The following is a 25,293-nucleotide window of genomic DNA, read 5'->3' as shown; positions in this document are numbered from 1 at the left end:
CGACGCGGAGCGTCGGCAACCGACGACAACGCCGCAGATGTGCGTGCCCTGCCCCGCGACCCGCCACATGATCCAAACGACACGCCCTAGGCGTCGGCGCCGAAGAACTCCGCCAGTACCGGCGCGAGCACCGACGCGTCGACCATGTGGGTCTGGCCCTCCAGGGTGCGGTACGAGCCCTTGGGGGCCGCCTCGGCGACGACCCGGGACGCCTCCCGCATCCACCCGGGGCTCGCGTCGCCCGCCACCGACAGCAGCGGCACGGGCACGCCGGCCAGCCGGCCGCGCGGCACCGGCCCCTCGCCGAGCGCCGCGTTGTCGTACGCCAGGGTCGGAGCGATCGCCTCCATGCCGGCCCACGCGTGCGACATCCGGATTCCGGCGATCAGCTCCGGCGGTGCGCCGACCCGGGACAGGAACAGCTCGACGGCCTCCCCGCGCCGGTCCTGGCTCAGCAGCTCCGTCAGCCGCGCGGTGTACGCGGCGCGCTCCTCGCCCGCCTCCGCGTCGACCGCGAACGGCGTCTCGTAGACCGCCACCGCCCTGACCGGCAGTCCGCTCGCCGCCGCCTCCAGGGCCAGCGCGCCCCCCGACGAGACGCCGTAGAGCAGCGCGTCGCCTCCACAGGCCTCGATCAGCGCCGCGATGTCCTCGACCTCGCGGGCGACCGCGAACGGCGCGGTGTCACCGCTGCCGCCGCGGCCCCGCCGGTCGTAGGTGACGGCGCGGAAGCGGCCCGACAGGGCCTCGGCCAGCGGGACCAGCGTGGCTCCCGTGCACATCGCCCCGCCGACGAGGATCACCGCCGGGCCGTCACCGAAACGTTCGTACGCGATGGGCGTCCCGTCGCGCGAGATGGTCTTCTTGTCCATGCCTGCGAAGACTGCCGGGCACCCTGGAACTCATCGCGCCGCCACGCCCGGCGGGTGCCCGGTACGTACGTCAGGAGACGTCCACCGGGCGGCGGTCGTCAGGAGACGTCCGTCTCGTAGAAGCAGAAGTGGTCCTTGATCCGGGCGACGTCCGGCTTGGGCTCGGGGTAGGCCCACACCAGGTCCGCCCCGTCCGGGCGCGACCAGTACGAGGCGGTGCCCTTGAAGGGGCAGTACGTGTGGGTGTCGGAGGGCGTCAGCAGGTCGAGACGGACGTCCTCGGGCGGGAGGTAATAGCGCACCGGACAGCCGGTCTCGCGCAGCACCAGGGGGCGGTCGCTCTCCGCCAGGACCTGGTCGCCGTGCACGACGCGGACGTGCTGGGTGCCCTGCTCGATGGTGATCGTGTGTCCTTCAGCCATACCGGGAAAGCGCTCGCGGGCCCCGATTCGTTCCCGCGTACGGTGACGTCATGAACATCTGCGTCTTTCTCTCCGCCGCCGACCTCGACGACCGCTACACCCGCCCCGCGCGGGAGTTCGCCGAACTGCTCGGCAAGGGGGGCCACACCCTGGTGTGGGGCGGCTCCGACGTCGGGCTGATGAAGGTCGTCGCCGACGGCGTCCAGGAGGCGGGCGGACGGCTCGTGGGCGTCTCCGTGGACTTCCTCGCCGCCAAGGCCCGCGCCGGCGCCGACGAGATGGTCATCGCCCGGGACCTCGCCGAACGCAAGGCGCTCCTCCTGGCGAAGGCCGACGCCGTGGTCGTCATGGTCGGCGGCACCGGCACCCTCGACGAGGCCACCGAGATCCTGGAGCTGAAGAAGCACGGCAAGACCGAGAAGCCGGTGGTCCTGCTGAACACCGCCGGGTTCTACGACGGCCTCAAGGAGCAGTTCCGCCGCATGGACGCCGAGGGCTTCCTGCCCCGCCCGCTCACCGACCTCGTCTTCTTCGCTGAGGAGCCCGTCGGAGCCGTCGCCTACCTGGAGGAGAGCGCCGGCACCCAGTGAGCGGCCCGGCCCGCGCGGGATGCGAGCATGGCGTCCATGGCTACACATGTGATCACCGGGGCCGGTTCCGGCATCGGCGCGGCCGTCGCCCGCCGGCTGCACGCGCGCGGGGACGACCTCGTGCTCCACGCGCGTGACGCCGGCCGAGCGAAGGAACTCGCCGCCGCCTTCCCCGGCGCGACGACCCTCGTCGGCGATCTGGCGGACCCGGACAAACTCTCCTGGGCGTTCTCCCACCAGACGCTCCCCGACCGCGTCGACTCCCTGCTGCACATCGCCGGCGTGGTCGACCTCGGCCCGGTCGGCGAGCTGACCCCGAAGTCCTGGCGCCACCAGCTCAACGTCAACCTGATCGCCCCCGCCGAACTGACCCGCCACTTCCTGCCCCAGCTCCGGGTCGCCCAGGGACACGTGCTGTTCGTGAACTCGGGCGCCGGCCTGAACGCCCACGCGGACTGGTCCGCCTACGCCGCCTCCAAGCACGGCCTGAAGGCCCTCGCCGACTCCCTGCGCCACGAGGAGCACGCCGCCGGGGTCCGGGTCACCTCCGTCTACCCCGGCCGCACCGCGAGCCCCATGCAGGCCAAGGTCCACCAGCAGGAGGGCAAGGACTACGACGCCGCCCGCTGGATCGACCCCGAGTCCGTCGCGACCACCATCCTGATGGCGCTCGACCTGCCGCGCGACGCCGAGGTCAACGACCTGACGGTGCGCCCCGGCCGCTGACGCCGCCCGGGTCACCGGACACCCGCCGGGATTCCGTAGGCTTCCGGGGTGAGCGAAAACAGCGTGTTCAGCTTCGGTGCGGCCACCGGGGTCGGGTCCATGCCGGGCGGCGACGCCCGGGAGGCCGCGAAGACCGTCACCGGGTCCCTGGAGGACTTCCCCTTCCTCCCCGAACTCCCCGCGCGCGGGCCGGGCGCCGACATGATCGGCCGGACCGCCGGGATGCTGGTCGAGCTGTACGCGCGCGTGGAGCCCAGCGGCTGGCGGATCGGCGACCGGCCGGGCCGCGACACCAGGCGGGCCCGGTCCTGGCTGGGGGAGGACCTCGACGCCCTGGAGGAGTTCACCCAGGGCTACGAGGGCCCCCTGAAGGTGCAGGCGGTCGGCCCCTGGACGCTGGCAGCGGCCCTGGAACTGCGCAACGGCGAGTCGGCGCTCTCCGACCCGGGCGCCTGCCGTGACCTGGCCGGCTCCCTCGCCGAGGGCCTGCGCGGCCACCTCGACGCCGTACGCTCCCGGATCCCCGGCGCGCGGATCGTCCTCCAGCTCGACGAACCCTCCCTGGTCGCCGTGTTGCGCGGCCAGGTGCGCACCGCCAGCGGCTACCGCACCCACCGCGCGGTGGACCGGCAGATCGTCGAAGGCACCCTCCGCGACGTCCTCGGCGTCCACCCGGGCGGGCCCGTCGTGGTCCACTCCTGCGCCCCGGACGTCCCCTTCGCGCTGCTGCGCCGCTCGGGCGCGACGGCGATCTCCTTCGACTTCTCCCTCCTCACCGAGCGTGACGACGACGCGATCGGTGAAGCCGTCGAGGGCGGTACGCGGCTCTTCGCCGGTGTCGTGCCCGGCGTGGACGGCCCGTTGTCAGACCCTGCCGGTAGCGTCATGGGTGTCAGGACGCTGTGGCGCAGGCTGGGGCTGCGACCGGAGCTGCTCGCGGAGGCCGTCACGCTCACTCCGTCGTGCGGTCTCGCGGGGGCTTCCCCCGACTACGCGCGCAGGGCGCTCGCCCACTGCGTCCGGGCGGCGAGATCCCTCGCGGACAACCCTGAGTAACGGGAGGACACAACGGTGGCCGGCGAAAAGCACGCAGAGCCCACATCGGTACCCGCCGAGGCACGGGAGAAGCACGCGCAGCTCGCTGAGCAGATCGAGGAGCACCGCTTCCGGTACTACGTGAACGACGCGCCGGTCGTCAGCGACGCCGAGTTCGACAAGCTGCTGCGCTCCCTGGAAGCCCTGGAGGAGGAGTACGCCGAGCTGCGCACCCCCGACTCGCCGACCCAGAAGGTCGCGGGCGCGTACGCCACGGAGTTCACCTCGGTCCAGCACCGCCAGCGCATGCTCTCGCTGGACAACGCCTTCTCCGATCTGGAGCTGGCCGCCTGGGCCGAGCGCGTCGCCAAGGACGTGGGCACCTCGGACCACCACTTCCTGTGCGAGCTGAAGGTCGACGGCCTCGCGGTCAACCTGACGTACGAGCACGGCCGGCTCACGCGCGCGGCGACCCGCGGCGACGGCCGGACGGGCGAGGACATCACGCCCAACGTCCGCACGATCGCGGAGATCCCGGACCGGCTGACCGGCGACCGCGTCCCGGACCTCGTGGAGATCCGCGGCGAGGTCTACTTCCCGATGGAGAAGTTCGAGGAGCTGAACGCCCGTCTGGTCAAGGCCGGCGACAAGCCCTTCGCCAACCCGCGCAACGCGGCGGCCGGTTCACTGCGCCAGAAGGACCCGCGCGTCACCGCCTCCCGCCCGCTGCACATGGTCGTCCACGGCATCGGCGCCCTGGAGGGCTTCGACGGCCTCGGCCGCCTCTCCGAGGCCTACGCGCTGCTGCACTCCTGGGGCCTGCCCACCACGCGCTACGCCAAGGTGGTCGACGACCTCGACGGCGTACGGGAGTTCATCGCGTACTACGGGGAGAACCGCCACTCCGTGGAGCACGAGATCGACGGTGTGGTGGTCAAGCTGGACGAGATCCCGCTCCAGGGACGGCTGGGCTCCACCTCGCGCGCCCCGCGCTGGGCGATCGCCTGGAAGTACGCGCCCGAGGAGGTCAACACCAAGCTGGTCAACATCCGCGTGGGCGTGGGCCGTACGGGCCGCGTCACTCCGTACGCCCAGGTCGAGCCGGTCACGGTCGCGGGCTCCGAGGTCGAGTTCGCCACCCTGCACAACCAGGACGTGGTGAAGGCCAAGGGCGTCCTCATCGGGGACACCGTGGTGCTGCGCAAGGCCGGGGACGTGATCCCGGAGATCCTCGGCCCGGTCGCCGACCTGCGGGACGGCACCGAGCGGGAGTTCGTGATGCCGGCCGAGTGCCCCGAGTGCGGCACCCCGCTGCGGCCCATGAAGGAGGCCGACGTCGACCTGCGCTGCCCGAACGCGCGGACCTGCCCGGCCCAGTTGCGCGAGCGGCTGTTCTACCTCGCGGGCCGCAAGGCGCTGGACATCGAGCACTTCGGGTACGTCGCCGCGGCGGCCCTCACCAGACCGCTGGAGCCGTCCGAGCCGCCGCTGACCGACGAGGGCGACCTCTTCGACCTCACCATCGAGCGCCTGCTGCCCATCAAGGCGTACGTCCTCGACCAGGACAGCGGGCTGCCCAAGCGCGATCCGAAGACCGGCGAGGAGAAGATCGCCACGATCTTCGCCAACCAGCAGGGCGAGCCCCGGAAGAACGCGCTTGCCATGCTCGACAACATCGCGGCGGCCAAGGAGCGCCCGCTCGCCCGGGTGCTGACCGGTCTGTCGATCCGTCATGTCGGGCCGGTGGCGGCTGAGGCGCTGGCCCGCGAGTTCCGCTCCGTCGAGCGGATCGAGCAGGCCACCGAGGAGGAGTTGGCCACCACCGACGGGGTGGGGCCGATCATCGCCGCGTCCCTCAAGGAGTGGTTCGCCGAGGACTGGCACCGCGAGATCATCCGCAAGTGGCGGGCCGCCGGGGTCCGGATGGAGGACGAGGGCGCGGGCGAGGACCAGGGGCCGCGTCCCCTCGAAGGCCTCACGGTCGTCGTGACGGGCACGCTGGAACACCACACGCGGGACGGCGCCAAGGAGCAACTGCAGAGCCGTGGAGCGAAAGTGACCGGTTCTGTTTCGAAGAAGACGTCATTCGTCGTGGTGGGTGACAATCCCGGGTCGAAGTACGACAAGGCCATGCAGCTCAAGGTTCCGGTTCTGAACGAGGAGGGCTTCGAGGTCCTGCTCGAACAAGGACCCGAGGCGGCGGCGGACGTCGCACTTCCGGTCGAGGAGTAGCGGTTGAAGGCCACCCGTTCGGCGCATATCAGATGCATACGGGTGGCTGGGGCGCATTCGGGCAACCGTAGACGACCGCTGCCCCTGGAAGCCTTCTGCGGCCTACTGTTGAGGTGTGCGCCTGCCGTGCCCGGTTGCGGCCGGCGCACCCCCTGCTCCTCAGGAGCCGGGGGAAGGGTTTTCCGACGCGGCTCCGTTGGCAGTTGTCGCCGGCGACGGATCGCGTGGCGTGGGCACCGCCGGCTGTGAGAGGGACGGGAATGGAACCGACCGAGAGCGCCGCTCCGGACTCGCGGCTGCGCCTGAGCCGGATGACCGGCGCGTGGCTGGCGGGACTCCGGACCGGACGGTCCGCGCAGCGTCCCGCGCCCAGCGGCCTCGGCGCCGCACCACTCGGCGCTCCCGCCGCGCCCCGTACCGGCCCGTCGGCCGCCGGGCGCGGTCCCGGCAGGACCGGCGGCGACCCCGAACGCACCCCGTCCTGGCCCGCGCTGCCCGCGGCGGTCGTCGCCGCGGCCGGCCTGGTCCTCGGCGCCGGTGTCTTCCGGGCGTTCACCGACGACCACGCGCTCTTCCCGTGCGGCGCCGTCGGCTGGGCCCTCGCCCTGCTGACCGGCATCATCGTCGGCCACCTCGTCGCGCTCGGCCGCGCCCGCTGGTGGGGCGGCACCGGGTCCGGCGCGGCGCTCACCCTCGCGGTCCTGCTGCTCTACGGCTGGGTCCCCGCCGGGATGGTCAGCCTCACCGTCGTCGTGCTGGTCGGCGCCGCCCGCCGCAACCGCTGGCGCCAAGGGGTGCTGCACGGCGCGGTCGACATCCTCGGCATCGGCGCGGGAGCCCTCGTCCTCGCCGCCTTCGGGCGGTTCCCGAGCGTCGAGACACCTTGGGACGCGACGACCTGGACGTTCTACGCCGCTCCGGAAGTCGTCCTGGTCGCCGGCGCCTATCTGGCCGTCACCCGGGCGCTGTTGTGGTGTCTGCAGGCCCAGGGCGGCGGCGGGCTGCCCACCGTCGCCCGTACCGCCCTGGTCAGACAGGGACTCGTCGCCGTCGCACTGCTCGGCATAGCGCCGCTGGTGTGCGTCGTCGCGATGGCCCAGCCGATGCTGCTGCCGCTCTTCTCGATCCCGCTGATCGCCCTCGACTCCACCCTGTGGATAGCCCGCGCGCGGGCCGAGGAACAGCTCCGCGACCCGCTCACCGGACTGCCCAACCGGCAGTGGCTCCTTGAACGCACCTGGACCGCCCTGGACGACGCCGAGCGCATCGGCGCGCGGTCCGCCCTGCTGCTGATCGACCTCGACCGGTTCCGTTCGGTCAACGACACCCTGGGGCATCTCGCCGGTGACCGGCTCCTCCTCCAGATCGCCGACCGGCTGCGGCTCGCCCTGCCGCGCGGAGCGGAGGCCGCGCGGCTCGGCGGGGACGAGTTCGCCGTCTTACTGCCGGTCGCGGACTCCACCACCTCGGCCACCCGGGTCGCCCGCGGCCTCGTCGCCGCCCTCGGCTCGCCGCTCGACCTCGACGGACTCACCCTCGTCCTGGAGGCCAGCGCCGGGCTCGCCGTCTTCCCCGACCACGCGCTCGACGCGGAGGGGCTGCTGCGCCGCGCCGACGTCGCGATGTACCAGGCCAAACGGGACCGCACCGGCGTCGAGGTCTACGAGTCCAAGCGGGACTCCAACACCCCCGACCGGCTCGGCCTGCTGGGCGATCTGCGCCGCGCGCTCGACGCCGGTGACGTCGAACTGCACTACCAGCCCAAGGTCCGCTTCGACGGGCAGGTGGCCGGGCTTGAGGCCCTGGTCCGCTGGGTGCATCCCGAGCGGGGCAAGGTGCCGCCGGACGAGTTCATCGCCATCGCCGAGTCCTCCGGGCTGATGCCCCACCTCACCGAGTACGTCCTGGAGACCGCCCTCGCGCAGGTCGCCCGCTGGCGCGCCCAGGGTCTGTACGTGCCCGTCGCGGTCAACGTCTCGCCGCGCGACGTCCACACTCCCGGCTTCGCCGGCTCCGTCGCCGCGCGGCTCGCCCGGCACGGGGTGCCCGCCGGGTCGCTCCAGCTGGAGATCACCGAGCACGTGCTCCTCGAGGACCCGCAGCGGGCCGCGGACACGCTGGCCGGGCTCACCGGGCACGGCGTGAAGATGTCGCTGGACGACTTCGGTACGGGGTACTCCTCGCTCGTGCATCTGCGGCGGCTTCCCGTCAGCGAGCTGAAGATCGACCGGTCGTTCGTCGCGCGGCTCGCGGTCGACACCGAGGACGCGGAGATCGTGCGGTGCACCGTTGATCTCGCCCATTCGCTGGGGCTGCTCGTCGTTGCCGAGGGGGTTGAGGACGACGAGACGTGGGAGCGGTTGCGGGATCTGGGGTGTGACGCCGTTCAGGGGTGGCTGGTTGCCGCGGCGATGCCTCCGGAGGAGGCCACGGCGTGGCTCCTCGCCCGGGGTTCCCGAGGCTGGCAACGCCCCCGGGCGGCCCTCCCAGCAGCGGAGTAGCCCCACCGGCGGGGCGTTTTCCCACAACGCTGGCCGCAGCGGGCGGCCTCCGGCGGGGCTGTATCTGCCCCTCCCGGCAAGGGAGTGGCCCCACGTCTCCGGGCGTCTCTCTCCCCCCCCACACGGGCCGCGGGTGACTGTCTGTCGAGGGGCCCGGCTCTGCTGTGGACGGCGTGTCTGCCTTTCCCGGCGGCGGAGTGGGGCTGCCGGCCGGGGCGTCTCCCACCCACGCACCGCCCGTGGCTGTCTCCCGAGAGGTCCGGCTCTCTCGTGGGGTTTTCGCGCCGTGGGCGGCGGGTGGCGTGTCTGCCCTTTTCGGCGGCGGAGTGGGGCTGCCTGCCGGGGCGTCTCCCGCCCGCGCACCGCCCGTGGCTGTCTCCCGAGGGGCTCGGCTCTGCCGTGGGGCTTTCGCGCCGTGGGCGGCCCCCGGCCCGCCCACCCGCCGACGGCGAACAACCCCCACAGGCGAGCTGTGCCCGCCGAGATGCGGTCACGGGTGGTGCGCGGGTGGGGACAATCCGGCCGGAGGCCGGGGTTTGGTGGGGTCGGCGCCGACGGTGAGCAGCCCCCGCGGGCGAGTTGCGGCTGTCGGGATGCGGTTACGGGTGGTGCGTGGGTGGGAGACGTCCGGCCGCAGGCCGGGGTTCGGCGGTGAGCCCCCGTAGGCGTGACGAGACAGTCACGGGTGGTGCATCGGCGGAGGCGGCTCGGTCGGAGGGGGGTGGGGAATCTGGGCGTCGGCGGAGGCGGCTTGGCCGGACGGTGGGGTGGGGGCCCCGCGTGGGTGGAGGTGGTTGGTCTGAGGGGTGGGTGGGGAACCTGGGCGCGGGCATGGGGGTGGGACCCATAGGATTGGGCCAAACCACACACACTCACCCCAGAGGATCGCTGCATGCCTGGCATCACGCGCGAGGAGGTCGCCCACCTCGCACGGCTGGCGCGTCTGGAGCTGAAGGGCGAAGAGCTCGACCACTTCGCAGGCCAGCTCGACGACATCATCGGCGCGGTCGCCCGCGTCAGCGAGGTCGCCGACCAAGACGTACCGCCGACCTCTCATCCGCTGCCGCTGACGAACGTCATGCGCGTGGACGAGGTCCGTCCGTCGCTCACCCCCGAGCAGGCGCTCTCCGGCGCCCCGGCCCAGGAGCAGCAGCGTTTCAAGGTGCCGCAGATCCTGGGGGAGGACTAATCACCATGACGGACACCAACGTCAACATCATCAGGCTCACCGCCGCCGAGACCGCCGAGAAGATCGCCGCCGGCGAGCTGACCGCCGTCGAGGTCACCGAGGCCCACCTCGCCCGTATCGAGGCCGTCGACGAGAAGGTGCACGCCTTCCTGCACGTCGACCGCGAGGGCGCCCTCGCGCAGGCCCGCGCCGTGGACGCCAAGCGCGCGGCCGGCGAGAAGCTCGGCCCGCTCGCCGGTGTGCCGCTCGCGCTGAAGGACATCTTCACCACCGAGGGCATCCCGACCACGGTCGGCTCCAAGATCCTCGAAGGCTGGATCCCGCCCTACGACGCGACGCTCACCAAGCGGCTGAAGGCCGCCGACGTCGTCATCCTCGGCAAGACCAACATGGACGAGTTCGCCATGGGGTCCTCCACCGAGAACAGCGCGTACGGCCCGACCGGCAACCCCTGGGACCTCACCCGTATCCCCGGCGGCTCCGGCGGCGGCTCCTCCGCGGCCCTCGCCTCGTACCAGGCGCCCCTCGCGATCGGCACCGACACCGGCGGTTCTATCCGCCAGCCGGCCGCCGTCACCGGCACGGTCGGCGTCAAGCCCACCTACGGCGCGGTCTCCCGCTACGGCATGGTCGCCTTCTCCAGCTCCCTCGACCAGGGCGGCCCCTGCGCCCGTACGGTCCTCGACGCGGCCCTGCTGCACGAGGTCATCGCCGGTCACGACCCGCTGGACTCGACGTCCATCGACGCCCCGGTCCCGCCGGTCGTGGAGGCCGCCCGCAACGGCAGCGTCGCCGGCATGCGCGTCGGTGTCGTCAAGCAGTTCCGCGGCGAGGGCTACCAGGCCGGTGTGGTGCAGCGCTTCGACGAGGCCGTCGCCCTGCTCCGGGAGCTGGGCGCCGAGGTCGTGGAGCTGGACTGCCCCTCGTTCGACCTGGCGCTGTCCGCCTACTACCTGATCGCCCCGTCCGAGTGTTCGAGCAACCTCGCCCGCTTCGACGGCCTGCGCTACGGCGCCCGCGTCGGCGACGACGGCACGCACTCCGCCGAGGAGGTCACCGCCCTCACCCGTGAGGCCGGCTTCGGCCCCGAGGTCAAGCGCCGCATCATGCTCGGCACCTACGCGCTCAGCTCCGGCTACTACGACGCGTACTACGGCAGCGCCCAGAAGGTCCGTACGCTCATCACGCGCGACTTCGAGAAGGCGTTCGAGCAGGTCGACGTGATCGTCTCGCCGACCACGCCCACCACCGCCTTCCCGATCGGCGAGCGCGCCGACGACCCGATGGCGATGTACCTCGCGGACCTGTGCACCATTCCGACCAACCTGGCCGGCAACGCCGCCATGTCGCTGCCCTGCGGTCTCGCCCCGGAGGACAATCTCCCGGTCGGTCTGCAGATCATCGCCCCCGCTCTCAAGGACGACCGGCTGTACAAGGTCGGCGCCGCCGTCGAGGCCGCCTTCGTGGAAAAGTGGGGGCACCCGCTGCTTGAGGAGGCTCCGTCGCTGTGAGCAAGGCACTGTCCAAGGCCAAGGGTTTCAAGAAGTCCAAGTCCGGCACGTACCTGTCCATGGCCGGCACGGCCTTCGGTGCGCTCGGTGTCCTGAAGCAGGCCAGGAAGGCCCGCTCGGAGCACGACACGCTGCGCCTGCTCGACGCGGCCGTGTCCGCCGCCGCCATCGTCACCGGCCTCGCCATCCTCTACCGGGAGCTCAAGCGCCTGGGCGACGACGACGTCCTGCTGGGCTGAGAGGGAAGTTTTCACCGTGACCACCACGACCGACCTGGTGTCGTACGAGGACGCACTCGCCTCCTACGACCCCGTCATGGGCCTCGAAGTCCATGTCGAACTCGGCACCAAGACCAAGATGTTCTGCGGCTGTTCGACCGAACTGGGTGCCGAGCCCAACACGCAGACCTGCCCGACCTGCCTCGGCATGCCCGGCGCGCTCCCGGTCGTCAACGCGACCGGCGTCGAGTCCGCCATCAAGATCGGCCTCGCGCTGCACTGCGAGATCGCCGAGTGGTGCCGCTTCGCCCGGAAGAACTACTTCTATCCGGACATGCCGAAGAACTTCCAGACCTCCCAGTACGACGAGCCGATCGCCTTCGACGGCTATCTGGACGTCCAGCTGGAGGACGGCGAGGTCTTCCGCGTGCAGATCGAGCGCGCCCACATGGAGGAGGACACCGGCAAGTCGACGCACGTCGGCGGCGCCACCGGCCGTATCCACGGCGCCTCGCACTCCCTGCTCGACTACAACCGGGCGGGCATCCCCCTCATCGAGATCGTCACCAAGCCGATCGAGGGCGCCGGCGAGCGGGCCCCCGAGGTCGCCAAGGCGTACGTCGCCGAGCTGCGCGAGCTGATCCGGGCCCTCGGTGTCTCCGAGGCCCGCATGGAGATGGGGCAGATGCGCTGCGACGTGAACCTGTCGCTGCGCCCGCACGGCCGCGAGAAGTTCGGCACGCGCTCGGAGACGAAGAACGTCAACTCGCTGCGCTCCGTGGAGCGGGCCGCCCGCTTCGAGATCCAGCGCCACGCCGCGGTGCTGAACTCCGGCGGCACGATCATCCAGGAGACCCGCCACTTCCACGAGGACACCGGGTCCACGACCTCGGGCCGCGTGAAGGAGGAGGCCGAGGACTACCGGTACTTCCCGGAGCCCGACCTCGTCCCCGTCGCCCCGTCCCGTGACTGGGTGGAGGAGCTGCGCGCCGGGCTGCCCGAGCAGCCGCTGGCCCGCCGCAACCGGCTGCGCGAGGAGTGGGGCGTGGGCGCCCACGACATGCAGTCGATTCTCAACGCCGGGGCCATCGACCCGATCGTCGCGACGATCGAGGCCGGTGCCGACGCCGCGTCCGCCCGCAAGTGGTGGATGGGCGAGCTGGCCCGCAGCGCCAACGAGTCCGGCAAGGCCCTGGAGGACCTGCCGATCACCCCGGCGCAGGTCGCCCGGGTGGCCGAGCTGGTCACCTCCGGCGATCTGAACGACAAGCTGGCCCGCCAGGTCATCGAGGGCGTGCTGGCCGGCGAGGGCACTCCGGACCAGGTCGTCGAGAAGCGCGGTCTGAAGGTCGTCTCGGACGAGGGCGCGCTCACCGCCGCCGTCGACGAGGCCATCGCCGGGAACCCGGGCGTCGCCGACAAGATCCGCGGCGGCAAGGTCCAGGCCGCCGGCGCGCTCGTCGGCGCGGTCATGAAGGCCACCCGCGGCCAGGCCGACGCGGCCCGCGTGAAGGAACTCATCCTGGAGAAGCTCGGCGTCAGCGAGGGCTGAGGCCGCCTTTTCTCCACGTCCCAGGGGGCGCGTCGATACCGATGCGCCCCCTGAGGCCTGTCCGGACGGCCGGTACGGAGGGGAGCCCCTCGTACGCCCGGGGGAGGGGAGCCGTGCTGTGAGTATGGCCACGAATGCGACAAAGGATCTTTTGGGGCTGTAAGAGTGATGACGCATTAGTCATGCGTTCTTTGCGGGCAGTTCCCGATAAAGATCCTCAAATCCCCCAGGGAGCTCGTCCGTGGCAGCCCTCGCACGTTGGTGTGTCCAGCACCGCCTCGTTGCCGTACTGCTCTGGCTGGCCGCCTTCGGCGGTGTCACCGCTGCCGCCGCCGTCGCGGGCTCCTCGTACTCCAACGACTACGAGGCCCCGGGGACCGAGTCCGGCACCGCGACCCGGCTGCTCGGCGAGGGCTTCCCCGGACTCGGCGGCGACAACGACACCGTCGTCTGGCACACCGGCCACGGCAGCGTGCGCTCCGCCGCCGTCGAACAGTCGATGACCCGCACCCTGGACAAGATCGCCGGGCTCTCCGGAGTCGCCTCCGTCGACAGCCCGTACGGACGCGGCGGCGCGGACCGGATCAGCGAGGACGGCCGCACGGCGTACGCGAACATCACCTTCACCGAGCGCGCCGAGAAGATCGACAAGGGCGAGGTCCGCGCCGTCGTCGACACCGCGAAGGCGGCCGAGACCGCCGGGCTCGACGTGGAACTCGGCGGCAGCGCCGTCGCCCTCACGCAGTCCTCTGGCGGTCATGCCGCCGAGATCGTCGGCGTGGCCGTCGCCGCCGTCGTCCTCTTCCTCGCCTTCGGCTCCGTCGCCGCCTCGACGCTGCCCATCGCCACCGCCCTGGTCGGCGTCGGCACCGCCTACTTCGGGATCGTGCTCCTCGGGCACGCCATGACCGTCGCCGACTTCGCCCCCATGCTCGGCATGCTGATCGGGCTCGGCGTCGGCATCGACTACGCCCTGTTCATCGTGACGCGGCACCGGCGCGGCCTCAAACGCGGACTGCCGGTCGCCGAGGCGGCCCAGAACGCCGTCGCCACCACCGGGCGCGCGGTCGTCTTCGCCGGCGCCACCGTCTGCATCGCCCTGCTCGGCATGCTCATCCTGCGGCTCGGCTTCCTCAACGGGGTCGCCGTCGCGGCCTCCCTCACCGTCGTCCTCACCGTCGCCGCCTCCGTCACCCTGCTGCCAGCGCTGCTCTCCTTCATCGGCCCCCGCGCCCTGAGCCGCCGCGAACGGCGCCGGCTGGACGAGCACGGCCCCGAACCCGAACTGCCCACCGGCTTCGCCGCCCGCTGGTCCGCCTTCGTGGAACGCCACCCCAAGGTCCTCGGCGCCGTCGCCGTCGTCGTGATGGCCCTGCTCGCGCTGCCCACCGCCTCCCTCCACCTGGGCACCTCCGACCAGGGCAACGACCCCCGCACGACGACCACCCGGCAGGCCTACGACCTCATCGGCAAGGGCTTCGGACCCGGCGTGAACGGCCCCCTGACCCTCGTCACCAGGGTCGGCGGCGCCGAGGACCGCCTCGCGCTCGACAACCTCGACCTCTCCCTGCGGCTCACCCGGGGTGTCGCCTCCGCCACCCCGGTCACCTACAACACCGCCGGCGACACCGCGTACCTCACCGTCGTCCCCGCCTCCGCCCCGCAGTCGCAGGACACCAGCGACCTCGTCGACCGGCTGCGCACCACGGTCCTGCCGCGCGCCGAGACCGGCACCGCGCTGGACATCCAGGTCGGCGGGGTGACGGCGAGCTACGACGACTTCGCCGACGTCATCGTGGGCAAACTGCCGCTCTTCGTCGGCGTCGTGATCGGCCTCGGCTGCCTCCTGCTGCTCCTCGCGTTCCGGTCGATCGGCATCCCCCTGAAGGCCGCCGTCATGAACATCGCCGCGGTCGCCGCCGCCTTCGGGGTCGTCGTCGCGATCTTCCAGTGGGGCTGGGGGAGCGACCTGCTCGGCCTCGGCCGCGCGGGCCCCATCGAACCCTTCCTCCCCGTGATCATGGTGTCGGTGCTCTTCGGCCTCTCGATGGACTACCAGGTGTTCCTGGTCAGCCGCATGTACGAGGAGTGGCTGGAGACCGGCGACAACCGGCGGGCCGTCCGGGTCGGCCTGGCCGAGACCAGCCGGGTGATCAACTCGGCGGCCGTCATCATGATCTCGGTGTTCCTCGCCTTCGTGCTCAGCGGCGACCGCGTCATCGCGATGTTCGGCGTCGCGCTGGCCGCCGCCGTCGCCCTCGACGCCTTCGTGCTGCGCACCCTCCTCGTCCCCGCGCTCATGCACCTGCTCGGCAACGCCAACTGGTGGCTGCCCGGCTGGCTCGACCGCAGGCTGCCCCGGGTCAGCATCGAGGCGCCCGAGTGCCGTGCCGCCCATGAGAGGCTGGCCGAGGCGACGGACGCCGGGGTGGCGGACGTCCTGCACGCCGCCGACGCGGCGGACGTGATGGCGAAGGAGCGGTAGCCGGATGTACGCGATATCCCTGGGCGAGGACGGAGCGGAACTGCGGCCCCTGGAGCCCTGGCACGCCGAGGAGTTCCTCGCCCACCTGGACCGCGGGCGCGAGTTCATCGGACAGTTCATCCCCTTCGGATCGCAGTCCACCGACGTGCCCTCCGCGCGGGCCCACCTCCAGCGGTACGCCGACATGCGCGCCGCCGACACCGGCTCGCTGCACGGCCTGTGGCTCGACGGCAAGCTCGTCGGCGGGGTGCTCTTCCTGAACTTCGACGCCGAGAACGGCAACTGCGAGGTCGGCTGCTGGCTGGAACCCGCCGCCTCCGGCCGGGGCCTGGTCACCCGCGCGATGCGGGTGCTCGTCGACTGGGCCGTGGAGGGACGCGGCATCCACCGCATCGAGTGGGTGGCCGCCGCGGGCAACGTGCCGAGCCTGAACGTGGCCCGCCGGCTCGGTATGACCCGGGACGGCGTCCTGCGCGAGAAACACCCCTACCGGGGAGTCCGGCACGACCTGGAGGTGTGGTCCCTGCTCGCACCCGACTGGCGCGCCGCCCGCCAGACCGGCCCCCTCGGGGACGCTCACAAGGATCATTAAGGAACCTCTCAGACAGCGTCCGTACGGTGCGGGGCATGGGAACCAAGACAGTTGACGAAGCCGGGGCCGAGACCGGCGCCGAGGCACAGCGCGACGACCAGACGGTGGACGTCACCAAGACCGACGCCATCACCGCGGACGACGTGACCCCCACCGGGGCCGAGGAAGCCAGCGCCGAGGGGCAGACCGACGCCGATGAGGCCGCCGACGCCGACGACACGGCCCTCGGGGACGGCGACGACACCACCGCGGCCGGCCCGAGCGGCGTCGGCCAGGGCGCCGCGGCCGTGGTCTCCGCCGGACTCGGCATCGTGTCGCTGACCGGAAGCTGGGTCTCCACCGTCGCCGCCGCCCGCGAGACGCTCGTCGGCCAGCTCCAGACCTCGTCCAGCGCGAGCGTCGCCAAGCAGGTCAAGGAGGTCTACGGGGACGCCTGGGCGGTCACCGCGCTGATCGGCGGCCTCTTCGCGCTGGCCGCGCTGATCGTCGGCGTCGTCGTCCTCGTCCGCCCCGCGTTCGGCGCCCCCGGCAGGCCGCAGGCCCCCTGGATCAAGTCGGTCGCCTGGGCGGGCGTCTCGCTCGGCGTCGTCGGGCTGATCCTCGCGGTCGCCAAGTACTCCGACATCATCCTCGGACTGCCCTCCACGAGCTGACACCCGACGATCTCTGAGGGGCCTTAGGGCCGGCGCAGCAGCCTGAGCGCCGCCCTAAGGCCCTTCGTGTGCGCAAGATGCGGAACTCTCCCGATGTGGCGCACCCCCCTCGAAGACGAAGGTTGAGACATCGCCGATGGCGAGGCCGAAACCGACTCTTCACCAGGGGTACAAGATGTTCGAGTACGAGCTTCACCGCATCCGGTCCGCGGAACTGATCCGCGAGGCCCAGGACGACCGGCTCGCCCGGGAGGCCCTGCGCGGCCGGCGGGCCGCCCGTCGCGCCGCCCGCCGCGCGTCCGCGGAGCAGGACGGGGAGGGGCGCGCCCATAGCCCCCGCCCCCGCCGGCATCCGTTCACCCGCGCCGCGTGAACGCGACCGCACCCGGCGCCGGCCGTAGCGCCCACGACCGGCTGCCGGGTGTCAGGGAGGGCGGCCGTACGGGGGTCGGCCGCCTTCCGCCGGCTCCGGCCGGCACCGCCGGGGCACCGGCCGCCCACCGGATAACCGGTGCCCCGGTGCCGGTGCCCTGTGCGATGCTCGGGCCCGTGGAGACCAGGTCCGTGAGCCCCGTGTTCGTCGGACGCGCCGCCGAACTGGGGGTGTTGAACGACGCGCTCTCCCGTGCCGCCACGGGAGAGCCGCAGGCGTTGCTGCTCGCCGGCGAGGCCGGCGTCGGCAAGACCCGTCTCGTGGAGGAGTTCGCCACCGCCGCCGCCCGCGCGGACGCCGTCGTCGCCTGCGGCGGCTGCGTCGAGATCGGCGCCGACGGCCTCCCCTTCGCCCCGTTCTCCACCGCCCTGCGCACCCTGCGCCGCGTCCTGCCCGACGAACTCGCCGCCGCGGCGGCCGGACAGGAGGACGAACTGGCCCGGCTGCTGCCCGAACTCGCCCGGACGACCCCGGGACGGCGCTACGACGAGGAGGGCATGGCCCGGCTCTTCGAACTCACCGCCCGCCTCCTGGAGCGCGTCGCCGCCGACCGCACGGTCGTCTTCGTCCTGGAGGACCTGCACTGGGCCGACGCCTCCACCCGCCATCTGCTCGCCTACCTCTTCCGCACCCTGCGCAGCGGCCGGCTCGTCGTGATCGCCACCTACCGCGCCGACGACATCCACCGCCGCCACCCGCTGCGCCCCCTGCTCGCCGAACTCGACCGGATGCGCACCGTCCGCCGGCTCGAACTGGGCCGCTTCAGCCGCGCCGAGGTCGGCCGCCAGATCGCCGGCATCCTCTCCCGCGAACCCGACCCGGCCCAGGTGGACGAGATCTTCGCCCGCTCCGACGGCAACGCCTTCTTCGTGGAGGAACTCGCCGTCGCCGCCCACGAAGGCTGCCGCACCGGCCTCACCGACACCCTGCGCGACCTGCTCCTGGTCCGCGTCGAGCGGCTCCCGGAGAGCGCCCAGCGGATCGCCCGGATCGTCGCCGAGGGCGGCTCCACCGTCGAGTACGCGCTGCTCGCCGCCGTGGCCCGGCTCGCCGAGGACGACCTCATCGAGGCCCTGCGCGCCTGCGTCGGCGCCAACATTTTGCTCGCCTCGCCCACCGGCGACGGCTACCGCTTCCGCCACTCCCTGGTCCGCGAGGCCGTCAGCGACGACCTGCTGCCCGGCGAACGCTCCCGCTTCAACCGCCGCTACGCCGAAGCCCTGGAGGCCGACCCGGCCCTCGTCCCGGCCGACGAACGCGTGACCCGCCTGGCCAGCTACTGGTACCACGCCCACGACGCCGCGAAGGCGCTGCCCGCCGTCCTCGACGCCTCCGTCGAGGCCCGCCGCCGGCACGCCCACTCCGAACAACTGCGCCTGCTGGAGCGGGCGATGGAGCTGTGGGAGGCCGCCCCCGCCGCCGTACGGGCCGCACTGCGCCCCATCGACTACGTCGAGGCCTACCCGGCCGGCGGCCGCGACCCCGGCACCGCCCCGCTCAGCTATCTCGACCTGATGGCCGAGGCCGCCGTCGCCGGCCGGCTGTGCGGGGAGCGCGAGCGCGCCCTGAAGACGACCCGGCGCGCACTGCACCTCCTGGAGGACGAGGGCGATCCGCTGCGCGCCGCCTGGTTCTGGCTCCAGCGCTCCCGCCTCGTCCAGGCCCAGGTCCGCGGCGACGGCTGGGCCGAACTCGCCACCGCCCAGGACCTGGTGCGCGGACTGCCGCCCTCCGAGGTGCACGCCGAGGTGCTGTCCATGGTCGCCGCCTGGTGCATGCTCCACGAACCGGGCCCCGGCGCCCTCTTCGCCGCCGAGCGCGCCGTGGAGTACGCGCGCATGGTGGGCGCCCGCGACATCGAACTCAACGCCCGCCTCACCCACGGCGGTCTGCTGATCGAAGCGGGTGACGTCGAGGCCGGACTCGCCGCCCTGTACCAGGTCAAGGACGCGGCGCGACAGCACGGCGCCGCGTACGTCGTCGGCCGGCTGCACATCAACCTGCCCTCCCACCTGGAGTCCGTCGGCCGCTCCCGCGAGGCCGTCGCGCTGCTGCGCGAGGGCGTCGAACTCGCGCGCCGCAACGGCCTGTTGGAAACCCTCGCCTGGATCTGGGGCAACCTCTCCGAGTCGCTGTACGCGCTCGGCCAGTGGGACGAGGCCGTCGACGCCGCCCGGAACGCGCTGGGCGTCGGACTCAGCGGCAAGGCCTCCGGGGTGGGCGCCGGCCGCCTCGCGCCCGTCGCCCTCGCCCGCGGCGACCTGCCGGAAGCCGGACGCCAACTGGCCGCCGCCCGCCGCCACTTCGGCACCCACGACCCGATGCCCCAGCACTCCCTGCCGCTGCTCGGGGCCACCATCGGCCTCGCCGCGGGAGAGGGCCGCCTCCTCGACGCCCGAGCTGCCCTGCGGCAGGCCCTGGACGCCGGGTTCCCGCCCGGCACCCAGCGCTACGGCTGGCCGCTGCTGCTCGCCGCCGCCCGCGCGGAGGCCGACGCCCGCGGCCTGCCCCTCGCCGGACCGGACCGCGCCGAGACCGTGGAGAGCATCCGCTCCGCCGCGAAGTCCCTCCCGACCGGAGCGCCCGTCTGGACCGCCCACGCCGAATGGGTCCGCGCCGAACTCGACCGGGCCGACGGCACGAGCACCCCGGACCAGTGGTGCGAGGTGGTCACCGCCCTCGAACCCCTGGAGCGCCCCTACGACCTGGCCCGGGTCCGCCTGCGCCTCGCCGAATCCCTGCTCCTGACCGGCACCGACGAGGACGAACGCGACCGGGCCACCGAACTCCTGCGGCTGGCCCGCGCCGCCGCCGACCACCTCGGCGCCCGCCCGCTCGCCGACGCCGTCGCGCTGCTCGCCCAGCGCGCCCGCCTTCCCCTGGACCACGCTCCCGAGCGGTCCACGGCACCGGCGGACCCCGTGCTGGCGCTCGGCCTGACCGGTCGCGAGCGCGATGTGCTGCGGCTCGTCGCGGCCGGCCGCAGCAACCGTCAGATCGCCGAGGAACTCTTCATCTCCCCGAAGACGGCCAGCGTCCACGTCTCGAACATCCTCGCCAAGCTGGAGGTCTCGGGCCGGGGCGAGGCGGCGGCCCTGGCCCACCGGCTGCGCCTCTTCCCGCCGGAGACCTCCACTGCCGGGGCGGCCGGCCGGGGTCTACGCTGAAGAGAACCGGGCCGAGGGAGGCGCCGTGTTCAACATGTTCGAGCAGCTTTTCGCACCGGGCCGCAAGCACACCGAGGACGAGCGCAAGCGGCTGGAACTGACCCGCGTGGACCTGAACGACGGCGACCCGGGCCGCGGCCCCATAGACCTCACCTCGGGCAAGGTGGTCGTACGAGCCCCCAAGCACCCCGAGGACGGGGACAGCCCGGGCGAAGGGGAGGGAGAGGGGGAGGGGAACGAGGTCACGGACGGACAGGACCCCGGCCCCACGCGGACGCCCTAGCCGGCCGGATCACAGCCCGCCCGCAGCCCGGCCACACACCGCCCGGTCACACACCCCCGGCCGGTCACCGCCCGGCCACACACCGTCCTGCCGTCACCGCCCGGTGATACACCACCCGGCCGGTCACCGCCCGGCCTCAGCCCCGCCGTTCACCGCCCGGACTCAGCCCCCGCGCCCCTCCTCCGCCCTTCTGCTCACCTCGTCTCCTCACCTCGATCTCCTACTTCACCTCGATCTCCAGCAGCCGGTCGTCGCCCTTGCCGGGGCTGCCGCGGCCGTCGGTCTCGCTCGTCAGCAGCCAGAGCTTGTCGCCGCCCGCGGAGACCACCGTGCGCAGCCGCCCGTACTTTCCCTTGAGGAAGGCCTCGGGGTCGGCGGAGGTCTTCGTGCCGTTCAACGGGATGCGCCACAGGCGCTCGCCTCTCAGGCCCGCCATCCAGACCGAGCCCTCGGCGTACGCGATGCCACTCGGGGAGGCCTCGTCGGTGTGCCACTGGGCGACCGGGTTGTGATACTTCGCGTCCTTGCCGATGCCCTCGACCACCGGCCACCCGTAGTTGTCGCCGGGCTTGATCTGGTTCAGCTCGTCCCAGGTGTCCTGGCCGAACTCCGAGGCCCACAGGCGCTGTTTGTCGTCCCAGGCGAGGCCCTGCACATTGCGGTGCCCGTACGAGTAGACGACCGAGTCCGGGAACGGATTGCCCGGGGCGGGGTCGCCGTCCGGGGTCATCCGCAGGATCTTGCCGCCGAGCGCCTTCTTGTCCTGCGCCTGGCCCCGGTCACCCGTCTCGCCCGCGCCCGCGTACAGCATCTTGTCCGGGCCGAAGGCGATCCGGCCGCCGTTGTGGATCATTCCCTTGGGGATGCCCTTGAAGATCGTGTCCGGCGCGCCGAGCTGCTCGCCGGAGGGCTTGCGGGCGTCGTACAGCATGCGGACGACGCGGTTGTCGGAGGCCGTGGTCACATACGCGTAGATCATGTGGTCCGACGCGTACTCCGGGGAGAGGGCGATGCCCAGCAAACCCCCCTCGCCGGCCGCGGCCACGCCGGGGACATCGCCCAGGACGGTCTTCTCGCCGGTCTTCTCGTCGATCCGGGTGATCGTCCCCTTGTCCCGCGAGGACACCAGCAGACCGCCCTCCGACAGGGGCGCGAGCCCCCAGGGGCTGTCGAGGTCCTCCGTGACGGTCCGCAGCACCTTCACCGAGCCCTTCGCGGGCGGTGTCGGCTCGGGGGCGGCGCTGCGCGAGGACGACGAGGGCGCCGCGCCGCTCCCGGCGCCCGGGGACGCGCTTCGCCCGTCCGAGCCGCCTCCGCCGCCGGAGGAACAGCCGGTCGTCACCAGAAACGCGGCCGTGGCCAACACGGCCACAACTGCTCGACGTTGCACCATCAGTGTCCCTTCGACGCGGCGGTTCCTACTGTTCATACACCGCTCGCGCTCAGCGGGTTCCCGATCACGGACCGGCGAATCCGCGCCCCGGCCGCGGACCCGCCTCACTCCCAGGATCCCAGGGCCCCCGGCAGACTCGCCACCTCCGCCAGGTCCTCCGGGGTCAGCCGCAGCTCCGCCGCCAGCGCGTTCTCGGCCACCCAGCGCTCCCGCTTCGCCCCCGGCACCGGGATCACGTGCGCCCCCTGCGCCAGCACCCAGGCCAGCGCCACCTGCGCGGGCGTGACCGGCCGGCCCGCCTCCCCGTGCCGCCGGGCGATGTGCCGCAGACCGACGACGATGGGCTGGTTCGCCGCCATCATCTCGGCGGTGAAGCGGGGATGCCGGGCCCGTACGTCGTCCGGCTCGAAGCCCTCGCCGGGGGTCAGTGTCCCGGTCAGGAAGCCGTTGCCCAGCGGCATCGCGGCGAGGAAACCCACCCCGCGCGCCGCGCACCACGGCAGCAGCGCGTCCAGCGCCTCCGTCGACCACACCGACAGCTCGGCCTCCACCGCGCTCACCGGGAACACCTGCTGCACCCGTTCGAGCTGCCGGATCGTTCCGTCGTGCAGCCGCGCCCCCGGCCGCCGGCCCGCCCTGGCCCCCACCGCGCACAGCCCGAGCGAGCGCACCTTCCCCGCCGACACCAGCTCGGCCATCGCGCCCCAGGTCTCCTCGACGGGCACCTCCGGGTCCGCCCGGTGCAGCTGGTACAGGTCGATCACGTCCGTCTGGAGCCGGCGCAGCGAGGCGTCGCAGGCCCGCCGCACATAGCCGGGACGGCCGTTGGCCACGATGTGCTGCTCGCCCACCAGCAGCCCGACCTTGGTCGACACGAAGGCCTCCGCGCGGCGCTGTCTCAGCACCCGCCCGAGAAGCAGCTCGTTGGTGAAGGGGCCGTACATGTCGGCGGTGTCGAGCAGCGTCGAGCCCCGGTCGAGCGCCGCGTGCACCGCGCGCAGCGACTCCTCGCCGCGCTGTCGCGAACCGGTGTAGGCCCAGCTCATCGGCATGCACCCGAGGCCGACCGCTCCGACACCGAGTGCCGCGGCCCCGATCGTTCTGCGCTCCACCTGGTCGTGACCCTCCCTCTGCCGGCACCCCAACCTAACCTCTGCGCGTTCCGGCCCCTGGCATAGCCTCCTGACCATGACTTCCGATGTGTGGCTGCCGTTTCACGCCGACGAGATCGAGGGGCTGCCCGACGGCCCGGCGTACCGCTTCTGGGACGGCGGCCAGGACTTTCCCGCCGACCCGGCGGACTGCGTGTTCTACGTCGTCCCCTACATGAAGCCGGCCGCCGTCTCGCGGCGCCCGCTGCCCGCGATGACCTCGCTCCGGGCCGTGCAGACCCTGTCCGCGGGCGTCGACCACGTCCTGCCGAGCCTCGCGTCCCTGCGTCCCGGCGTGGAGTTGTGCAACGCCCGCGGCGTCCACGAGGCGAGCACCGGGGAGTTGGCCCTCGCGCTGATCCTCGCCTCGCTGCGCGGCATCCCCGACTTCGTCCGCGGCCAGGACGACGAGGAGTGGCGCGCGGGCTTCCGGCCGTCGCTGGCCGACAAGTCCGTTCTCATCGTGGGGTACGGCTCGATCGGGTCCGCCATCGAGGACCGGCTCGCGCCGTTCGAGCTCGCGCGGGTGGCGCGCGTCGCGCGCTCCGCTCGCACCACGGAGCGCGGCCCCGTGCACCCACTCGCACAACTCCCCTCGCTGCTCCCCGAAGCGGACGTCGTCGTGCTGTCCACACCGCTCACGGAGAGCACCCGCGGCCTGGTGAACGCGGGCTTCCTGTCCCGGATGAAGGACGGCGCCCTGCTGGTCAACGTGGCCCGCGGCCCCGTCGTGGACACCAAGGCCCTGCTCGCCGAACTGGAGAGCGGCCGCATCACCGCGGCCCTCGACGTCACCGACCCCGAACCGCTGCCGCCGGGCCACCCGCTGTGGCACGCGCCCGGTGTGCTCATCAGCCCCCATGTCGGCGGCCCCACATCGGCGTTCTGGCCGCGCGCCAAGCGGCTGCTCGCCCGGCAGCTCACCCTTTTCGTGAACCGGGAGCCGCTGCGGAACGTGGTACTGACCACCGGCGGCTGAGCACCGCTCGGCCCGCCTTCCGCCCTTCTCGAACACCCTGCGCGGTTCCCCGGACGCGGACCGTTCCGGCATCACAGCTGGTCGTCACGGAGCGTAGAGGAACTATGTCCCTGAGTGACGACACTGGTGTATCGTCCCGACAGGGGCTGCGCCGCGCACCGTTCGGCGCCGGGGACGGACATGGAGACTGCGAGGGGGGCGACGGGCGATGCACGGCCTATGGACCAACGATCCGACGCGGCGGGGCCGCCGCCGACGACCCTGGCGCGCTGCCGCACACGGCTGCCCCGGCGGCCGTCACCACCGCAGGCATCCGGCCCGCCGCAGGCACGCGCGTCCGGGACACCGGGACCGGGTGGACCCGGCGGCACGGACCGGGTGGGCCCGGTGAGCTCCCCCGGAGCGCTGTTGACCCGCCGGCCGGTCCTCGACGGCGGGACGGGCCTGTTCTCCCAACTCGTCCTGGCCCTGGTGTGCGCGGGCTACGCGGTGGGTTCCGCGCTCGGCTGGGGCTCCGCGCGGCTCGCGCTGGTCATGGGCGACTTCGGGCTGAGCGTCGCGGCGGGCACCGCGGCCGTCTCCTGCTTCCTCTACGCCCGTGGCCGCGGCAGCCGCTTCCGGCCCGCCTGGCTGCTGTTCTCCCTCTCCTCCGCGATGGCCTCGCTCGGCAACCTGGTCTGGGGGTGGTACGAGGTCGTCCTGGAGCGCCCGGTGCCCAGCCCGAGCTGCGCCGACCTGTTCTTCCTCTGCTTCGCGCCGCCCGCCATCGTCGGCCTGCTCGTGCTCGCCAAGAGGCCGGTCACCAGGGCCGGTTGGGTGTGCCTCGCGCTGGACGCCTGGCTGATCGGCGGCTCGCTGCTCACGCTGTCCTGGTCGCTGGCGCTCGCCCAGGCCGCCAAGTTCGACGGACCGAGCGTCGCCCACACCGCGCTGTCACTGGCGTATCCGCTGCTGGACATCGCGCTGGTCAGCATGGTCCTGGCGCTGCACTTCCGGCGCTCCTCGGTGAACCGGTCTGCGGTGAACACCGCGATCGGGGCGCTCGCCCTGACCGTCATGTGCGACGCCCTGTTCACCTCCCCCCTGCTGCACAACAACTACCGCTCGGGCCAACTGCTCGACGCGGGCTGGTTCGCCGGCTCCCTGCTCCTGGCCTACGCCCCCTGGGCCGCCACCCGGCACGGCCACCCGCAGGCCGCGGAGCACGGTCCGGAGCGGCGCCTCGCGGACGCTCCCGCCCGCGGGGCCCGCGGTCACATCCCGGGCCCGCGCCAGGAGAGCCGCCCCGCGCCGCCCGGACCCGGCGAGC

Annotated in this window: 20 protein-coding genes and 1 pseudogene; 17 read left to right on the top strand and 4 right to left on the bottom strand. The window is 72.8% G+C overall.

Annotation, left to right across the window (positions count from 1 at the left end; genetic code table 11):
* Positions 1–86 precede the first annotated feature (86 nt).
* The gene (locus tag AB0912_RS33685) at positions 87–872 is read right to left on the bottom strand and encodes an alpha/beta hydrolase (RefSeq protein ID WP_366706712.1); all 786 of its coding nucleotides are present in this window, start codon (positions 870–872) and stop codon (positions 87–89) included.
* Between the two features lie 98 nt (positions 873–970).
* Complete coding sequence (locus tag AB0912_RS33680) at positions 971–1,294, bottom strand: DUF427 domain-containing protein (protein WP_366706710.1); 324 nt, start codon at positions 1,292–1,294, stop codon at positions 971–973.
* Between the two features lie 50 nt (positions 1,295–1,344).
* Here AB0912_RS33680 and AB0912_RS33675 point away from each other — a divergent pair, with 50 nt between their 5' ends.
* The 15 genes from AB0912_RS33675 (at position 1,345) to AB0912_RS33605 (ending at position 20,461) form a co-directional block, all read left to right on the top strand.
* Positions 1,345–1,884, top strand: a complete 540-nt coding sequence (locus AB0912_RS33675; protein ID WP_366706708.1) for a TIGR00730 family Rossman fold protein — start codon at positions 1,345–1,347, stop codon at positions 1,882–1,884.
* Positions 1,885–1,911: 27 nt separating this feature from the next.
* Complete coding sequence (locus AB0912_RS33670) at positions 1,912–2,610, top strand: SDR family oxidoreductase (protein WP_366706706.1); 699 nt, start codon at positions 1,912–1,914, stop codon at positions 2,608–2,610.
* Positions 2,611–2,658: 48 nt separating this feature from the next.
* On the top strand, positions 2,659–3,666 hold the full coding sequence (locus AB0912_RS33665; RefSeq protein ID WP_366706704.1) for a methionine synthase: 1,008 nt from the start codon (positions 2,659–2,661) through the stop codon (positions 3,664–3,666).
* 15 nt (positions 3,667–3,681) lie between these two features.
* Positions 3,682–5,877, top strand: coding sequence for an NAD-dependent DNA ligase LigA (ligA, locus tag AB0912_RS33660; RefSeq protein WP_366706702.1), 2,196 nt, complete (start codon positions 3,682–3,684; stop codon positions 5,875–5,877).
* A 260-nt stretch (positions 5,878–6,137) separates the two neighbouring features.
* A complete protein-coding gene (locus tag AB0912_RS33655) occupies positions 6,138–8,378 on the top strand; it encodes a bifunctional diguanylate cyclase/phosphodiesterase (RefSeq protein WP_366706700.1) in 2,241 nt (746 codons plus the stop codon).
* Between the two features lie 892 nt (positions 8,379–9,270).
* A complete protein-coding gene (gatC, locus tag AB0912_RS33650; protein WP_037622623.1) occupies positions 9,271–9,567 on the top strand; it encodes an Asp-tRNA(Asn)/Glu-tRNA(Gln) amidotransferase subunit GatC in 297 nt (98 codons plus the stop codon).
* Positions 9,568–9,572: 5 nt separating this feature from the next.
* Complete coding sequence (gene gatA, locus AB0912_RS33645) at positions 9,573–11,078, top strand: Asp-tRNA(Asn)/Glu-tRNA(Gln) amidotransferase subunit GatA (protein WP_366706698.1); 1,506 nt, start codon at positions 9,573–9,575, stop codon at positions 11,076–11,078.
* Complete coding sequence (locus AB0912_RS33640; RefSeq protein ID WP_366706696.1) at positions 11,075–11,317, top strand: hypothetical protein; 243 nt, start codon at positions 11,075–11,077, stop codon at positions 11,315–11,317. Before gatA ends, AB0912_RS33640 begins: the two co-directional genes overlap by 4 nt.
* A gap of 16 nt (positions 11,318–11,333) precedes the next feature.
* The gene (gatB, locus tag AB0912_RS33635; protein ID WP_366706694.1) at positions 11,334–12,848 is read left to right on the top strand and encodes an Asp-tRNA(Asn)/Glu-tRNA(Gln) amidotransferase subunit GatB; all 1,515 of its coding nucleotides are present in this window, start codon (positions 11,334–11,336) and stop codon (positions 12,846–12,848) included.
* Positions 12,849–13,089: 241 nt separating this feature from the next.
* A complete protein-coding gene (locus AB0912_RS33630) occupies positions 13,090–15,333 on the top strand; it encodes an MMPL family transporter (protein WP_366706691.1) in 2,244 nt (747 codons plus the stop codon).
* 4 nt (positions 15,334–15,337) lie between these two features.
* Complete coding sequence (locus tag AB0912_RS33625; RefSeq protein ID WP_366706689.1) at positions 15,338–15,925, top strand: GNAT family protein; 588 nt, start codon at positions 15,338–15,340, stop codon at positions 15,923–15,925.
* 35 nt (positions 15,926–15,960) lie between these two features.
* A complete protein-coding gene (locus AB0912_RS33620; protein WP_366706687.1) occupies positions 15,961–16,578 on the top strand; it encodes a hypothetical protein in 618 nt (205 codons plus the stop codon).
* A gap of 175 nt (positions 16,579–16,753) precedes the next feature.
* The gene (locus AB0912_RS33615) at positions 16,754–16,951 is read left to right on the top strand and encodes a hypothetical protein (protein ID WP_366706685.1); all 198 of its coding nucleotides are present in this window, start codon (positions 16,754–16,756) and stop codon (positions 16,949–16,951) included.
* A 164-nt stretch (positions 16,952–17,115) separates the two neighbouring features.
* On the top strand, positions 17,116–20,178 hold the full coding sequence (locus AB0912_RS33610) for an AAA family ATPase (RefSeq protein ID WP_366706714.1): 3,063 nt from the start codon (positions 17,116–17,118) through the stop codon (positions 20,176–20,178).
* 25 nt (positions 20,179–20,203) lie between these two features.
* Entirely contained in the window at positions 20,204–20,461 is a 258-nt protein-coding gene (locus tag AB0912_RS33605; protein ID WP_366706683.1) for a DUF6191 domain-containing protein, read from the top strand.
* Between the two features lie 220 nt (positions 20,462–20,681).
* On the opposite strand, the gene AB0912_RS33600 is transcribed toward AB0912_RS33605, so the two are convergent.
* Together AB0912_RS33600 and AB0912_RS33595 are read right to left on the bottom strand one after the other, a co-directional pair.
* Positions 20,682–21,890, bottom strand: a complete 1,209-nt coding sequence (locus AB0912_RS33600) for a PQQ-dependent sugar dehydrogenase (RefSeq protein WP_366706681.1) — start codon at positions 21,888–21,890, stop codon at positions 20,682–20,684.
* 68 nt (positions 21,891–21,958) lie between these two features.
* Entirely contained in the window at positions 21,959–22,966 is a 1,008-nt protein-coding gene (locus AB0912_RS33595; RefSeq protein WP_366706679.1) for an aldo/keto reductase, read from the bottom strand.
* Positions 22,967–23,042: 76 nt separating this feature from the next.
* Here AB0912_RS33595 and AB0912_RS33590 point away from each other — a divergent pair, with 76 nt between their 5' ends.
* Positions 23,043–23,984, top strand: coding sequence for a 2-hydroxyacid dehydrogenase (locus AB0912_RS33590; RefSeq protein WP_366706677.1), 942 nt, complete (start codon positions 23,043–23,045; stop codon positions 23,982–23,984).
* 378 nt (positions 23,985–24,362) lie between these two features.
* Positions 24,363–25,293 (top strand): annotated as a pseudogene (locus AB0912_RS33585) (phosphodiesterase); the annotation flags it as partial.

It is taken from the genome of Streptomyces sp. NPDC007084, assembly GCF_040703595.1.
Lineage (GTDB): Bacteria > Actinomycetota > Actinomycetes > Streptomycetales > Streptomycetaceae > Streptomyces.
The sequence above is the reverse complement of the archived record's forward strand: the minus strand, read 5'-3'. Positions and strand labels throughout refer to the sequence as shown.

What these genes read in the sequence shown, in the direction of transcription:
- AB0912_RS33685 (WP_366706712.1), bottom strand. Translation starts at nt 872, where the DNA reads ATGGACAAGAAGACCATCTCGCGCGACGGGACGCCCATCGCGTACGAA.
- AB0912_RS33680 (WP_366706710.1), bottom strand. Translation starts at nt 1,294, where the DNA reads ATGGCTGAAGGACACACGATCACCATCGAGCAGGGCACCCAGCACGTC.
- AB0912_RS33675 (WP_366706708.1), top strand. Translation starts at nt 1,345, where the DNA reads ATGAACATCTGCGTCTTTCTCTCCGCCGCCGACCTCGACGACCGCTAC.
- AB0912_RS33670 (WP_366706706.1), top strand. Translation starts at nt 1,912, where the DNA reads ATGGCGTCCATGGCTACACATGTGATCACCGGGGCCGGTTCCGGCATC.
- AB0912_RS33655 (WP_366706700.1), top strand. Translation starts at nt 6,138, where the DNA reads ATGGAACCGACCGAGAGCGCCGCTCCGGACTCGCGGCTGCGCCTGAGC.
- gatC (WP_037622623.1), top strand. Translation starts at nt 9,271, where the DNA reads ATGCCTGGCATCACGCGCGAGGAGGTCGCCCACCTCGCACGGCTGGCG.
- gatA (WP_366706698.1), top strand. Translation starts at nt 9,573, where the DNA reads ATGACGGACACCAACGTCAACATCATCAGGCTCACCGCCGCCGAGACC.
- AB0912_RS33625 (WP_366706689.1), top strand. Translation starts at nt 15,338, where the DNA reads ATGTACGCGATATCCCTGGGCGAGGACGGAGCGGAACTGCGGCCCCTG.
- AB0912_RS33620 (WP_366706687.1), top strand. Translation starts at nt 15,961, where the DNA reads ATGGGAACCAAGACAGTTGACGAAGCCGGGGCCGAGACCGGCGCCGAG.
- AB0912_RS33615 (WP_366706685.1), top strand. Translation starts at nt 16,754, where the DNA reads ATGTTCGAGTACGAGCTTCACCGCATCCGGTCCGCGGAACTGATCCGC.
- AB0912_RS33610 (WP_366706714.1), top strand. Translation starts at nt 17,116, where the DNA reads ATGCTCGGGCCCGTGGAGACCAGGTCCGTGAGCCCCGTGTTCGTCGGA.
- AB0912_RS33600 (WP_366706681.1), bottom strand. Translation starts at nt 21,890, where the DNA reads ATGAACAGTAGGAACCGCCGCGTCGAAGGGACACTGATGGTGCAACGT.
- AB0912_RS33590 (WP_366706677.1), top strand. Translation starts at nt 23,043, where the DNA reads ATGACTTCCGATGTGTGGCTGCCGTTTCACGCCGACGAGATCGAGGGG.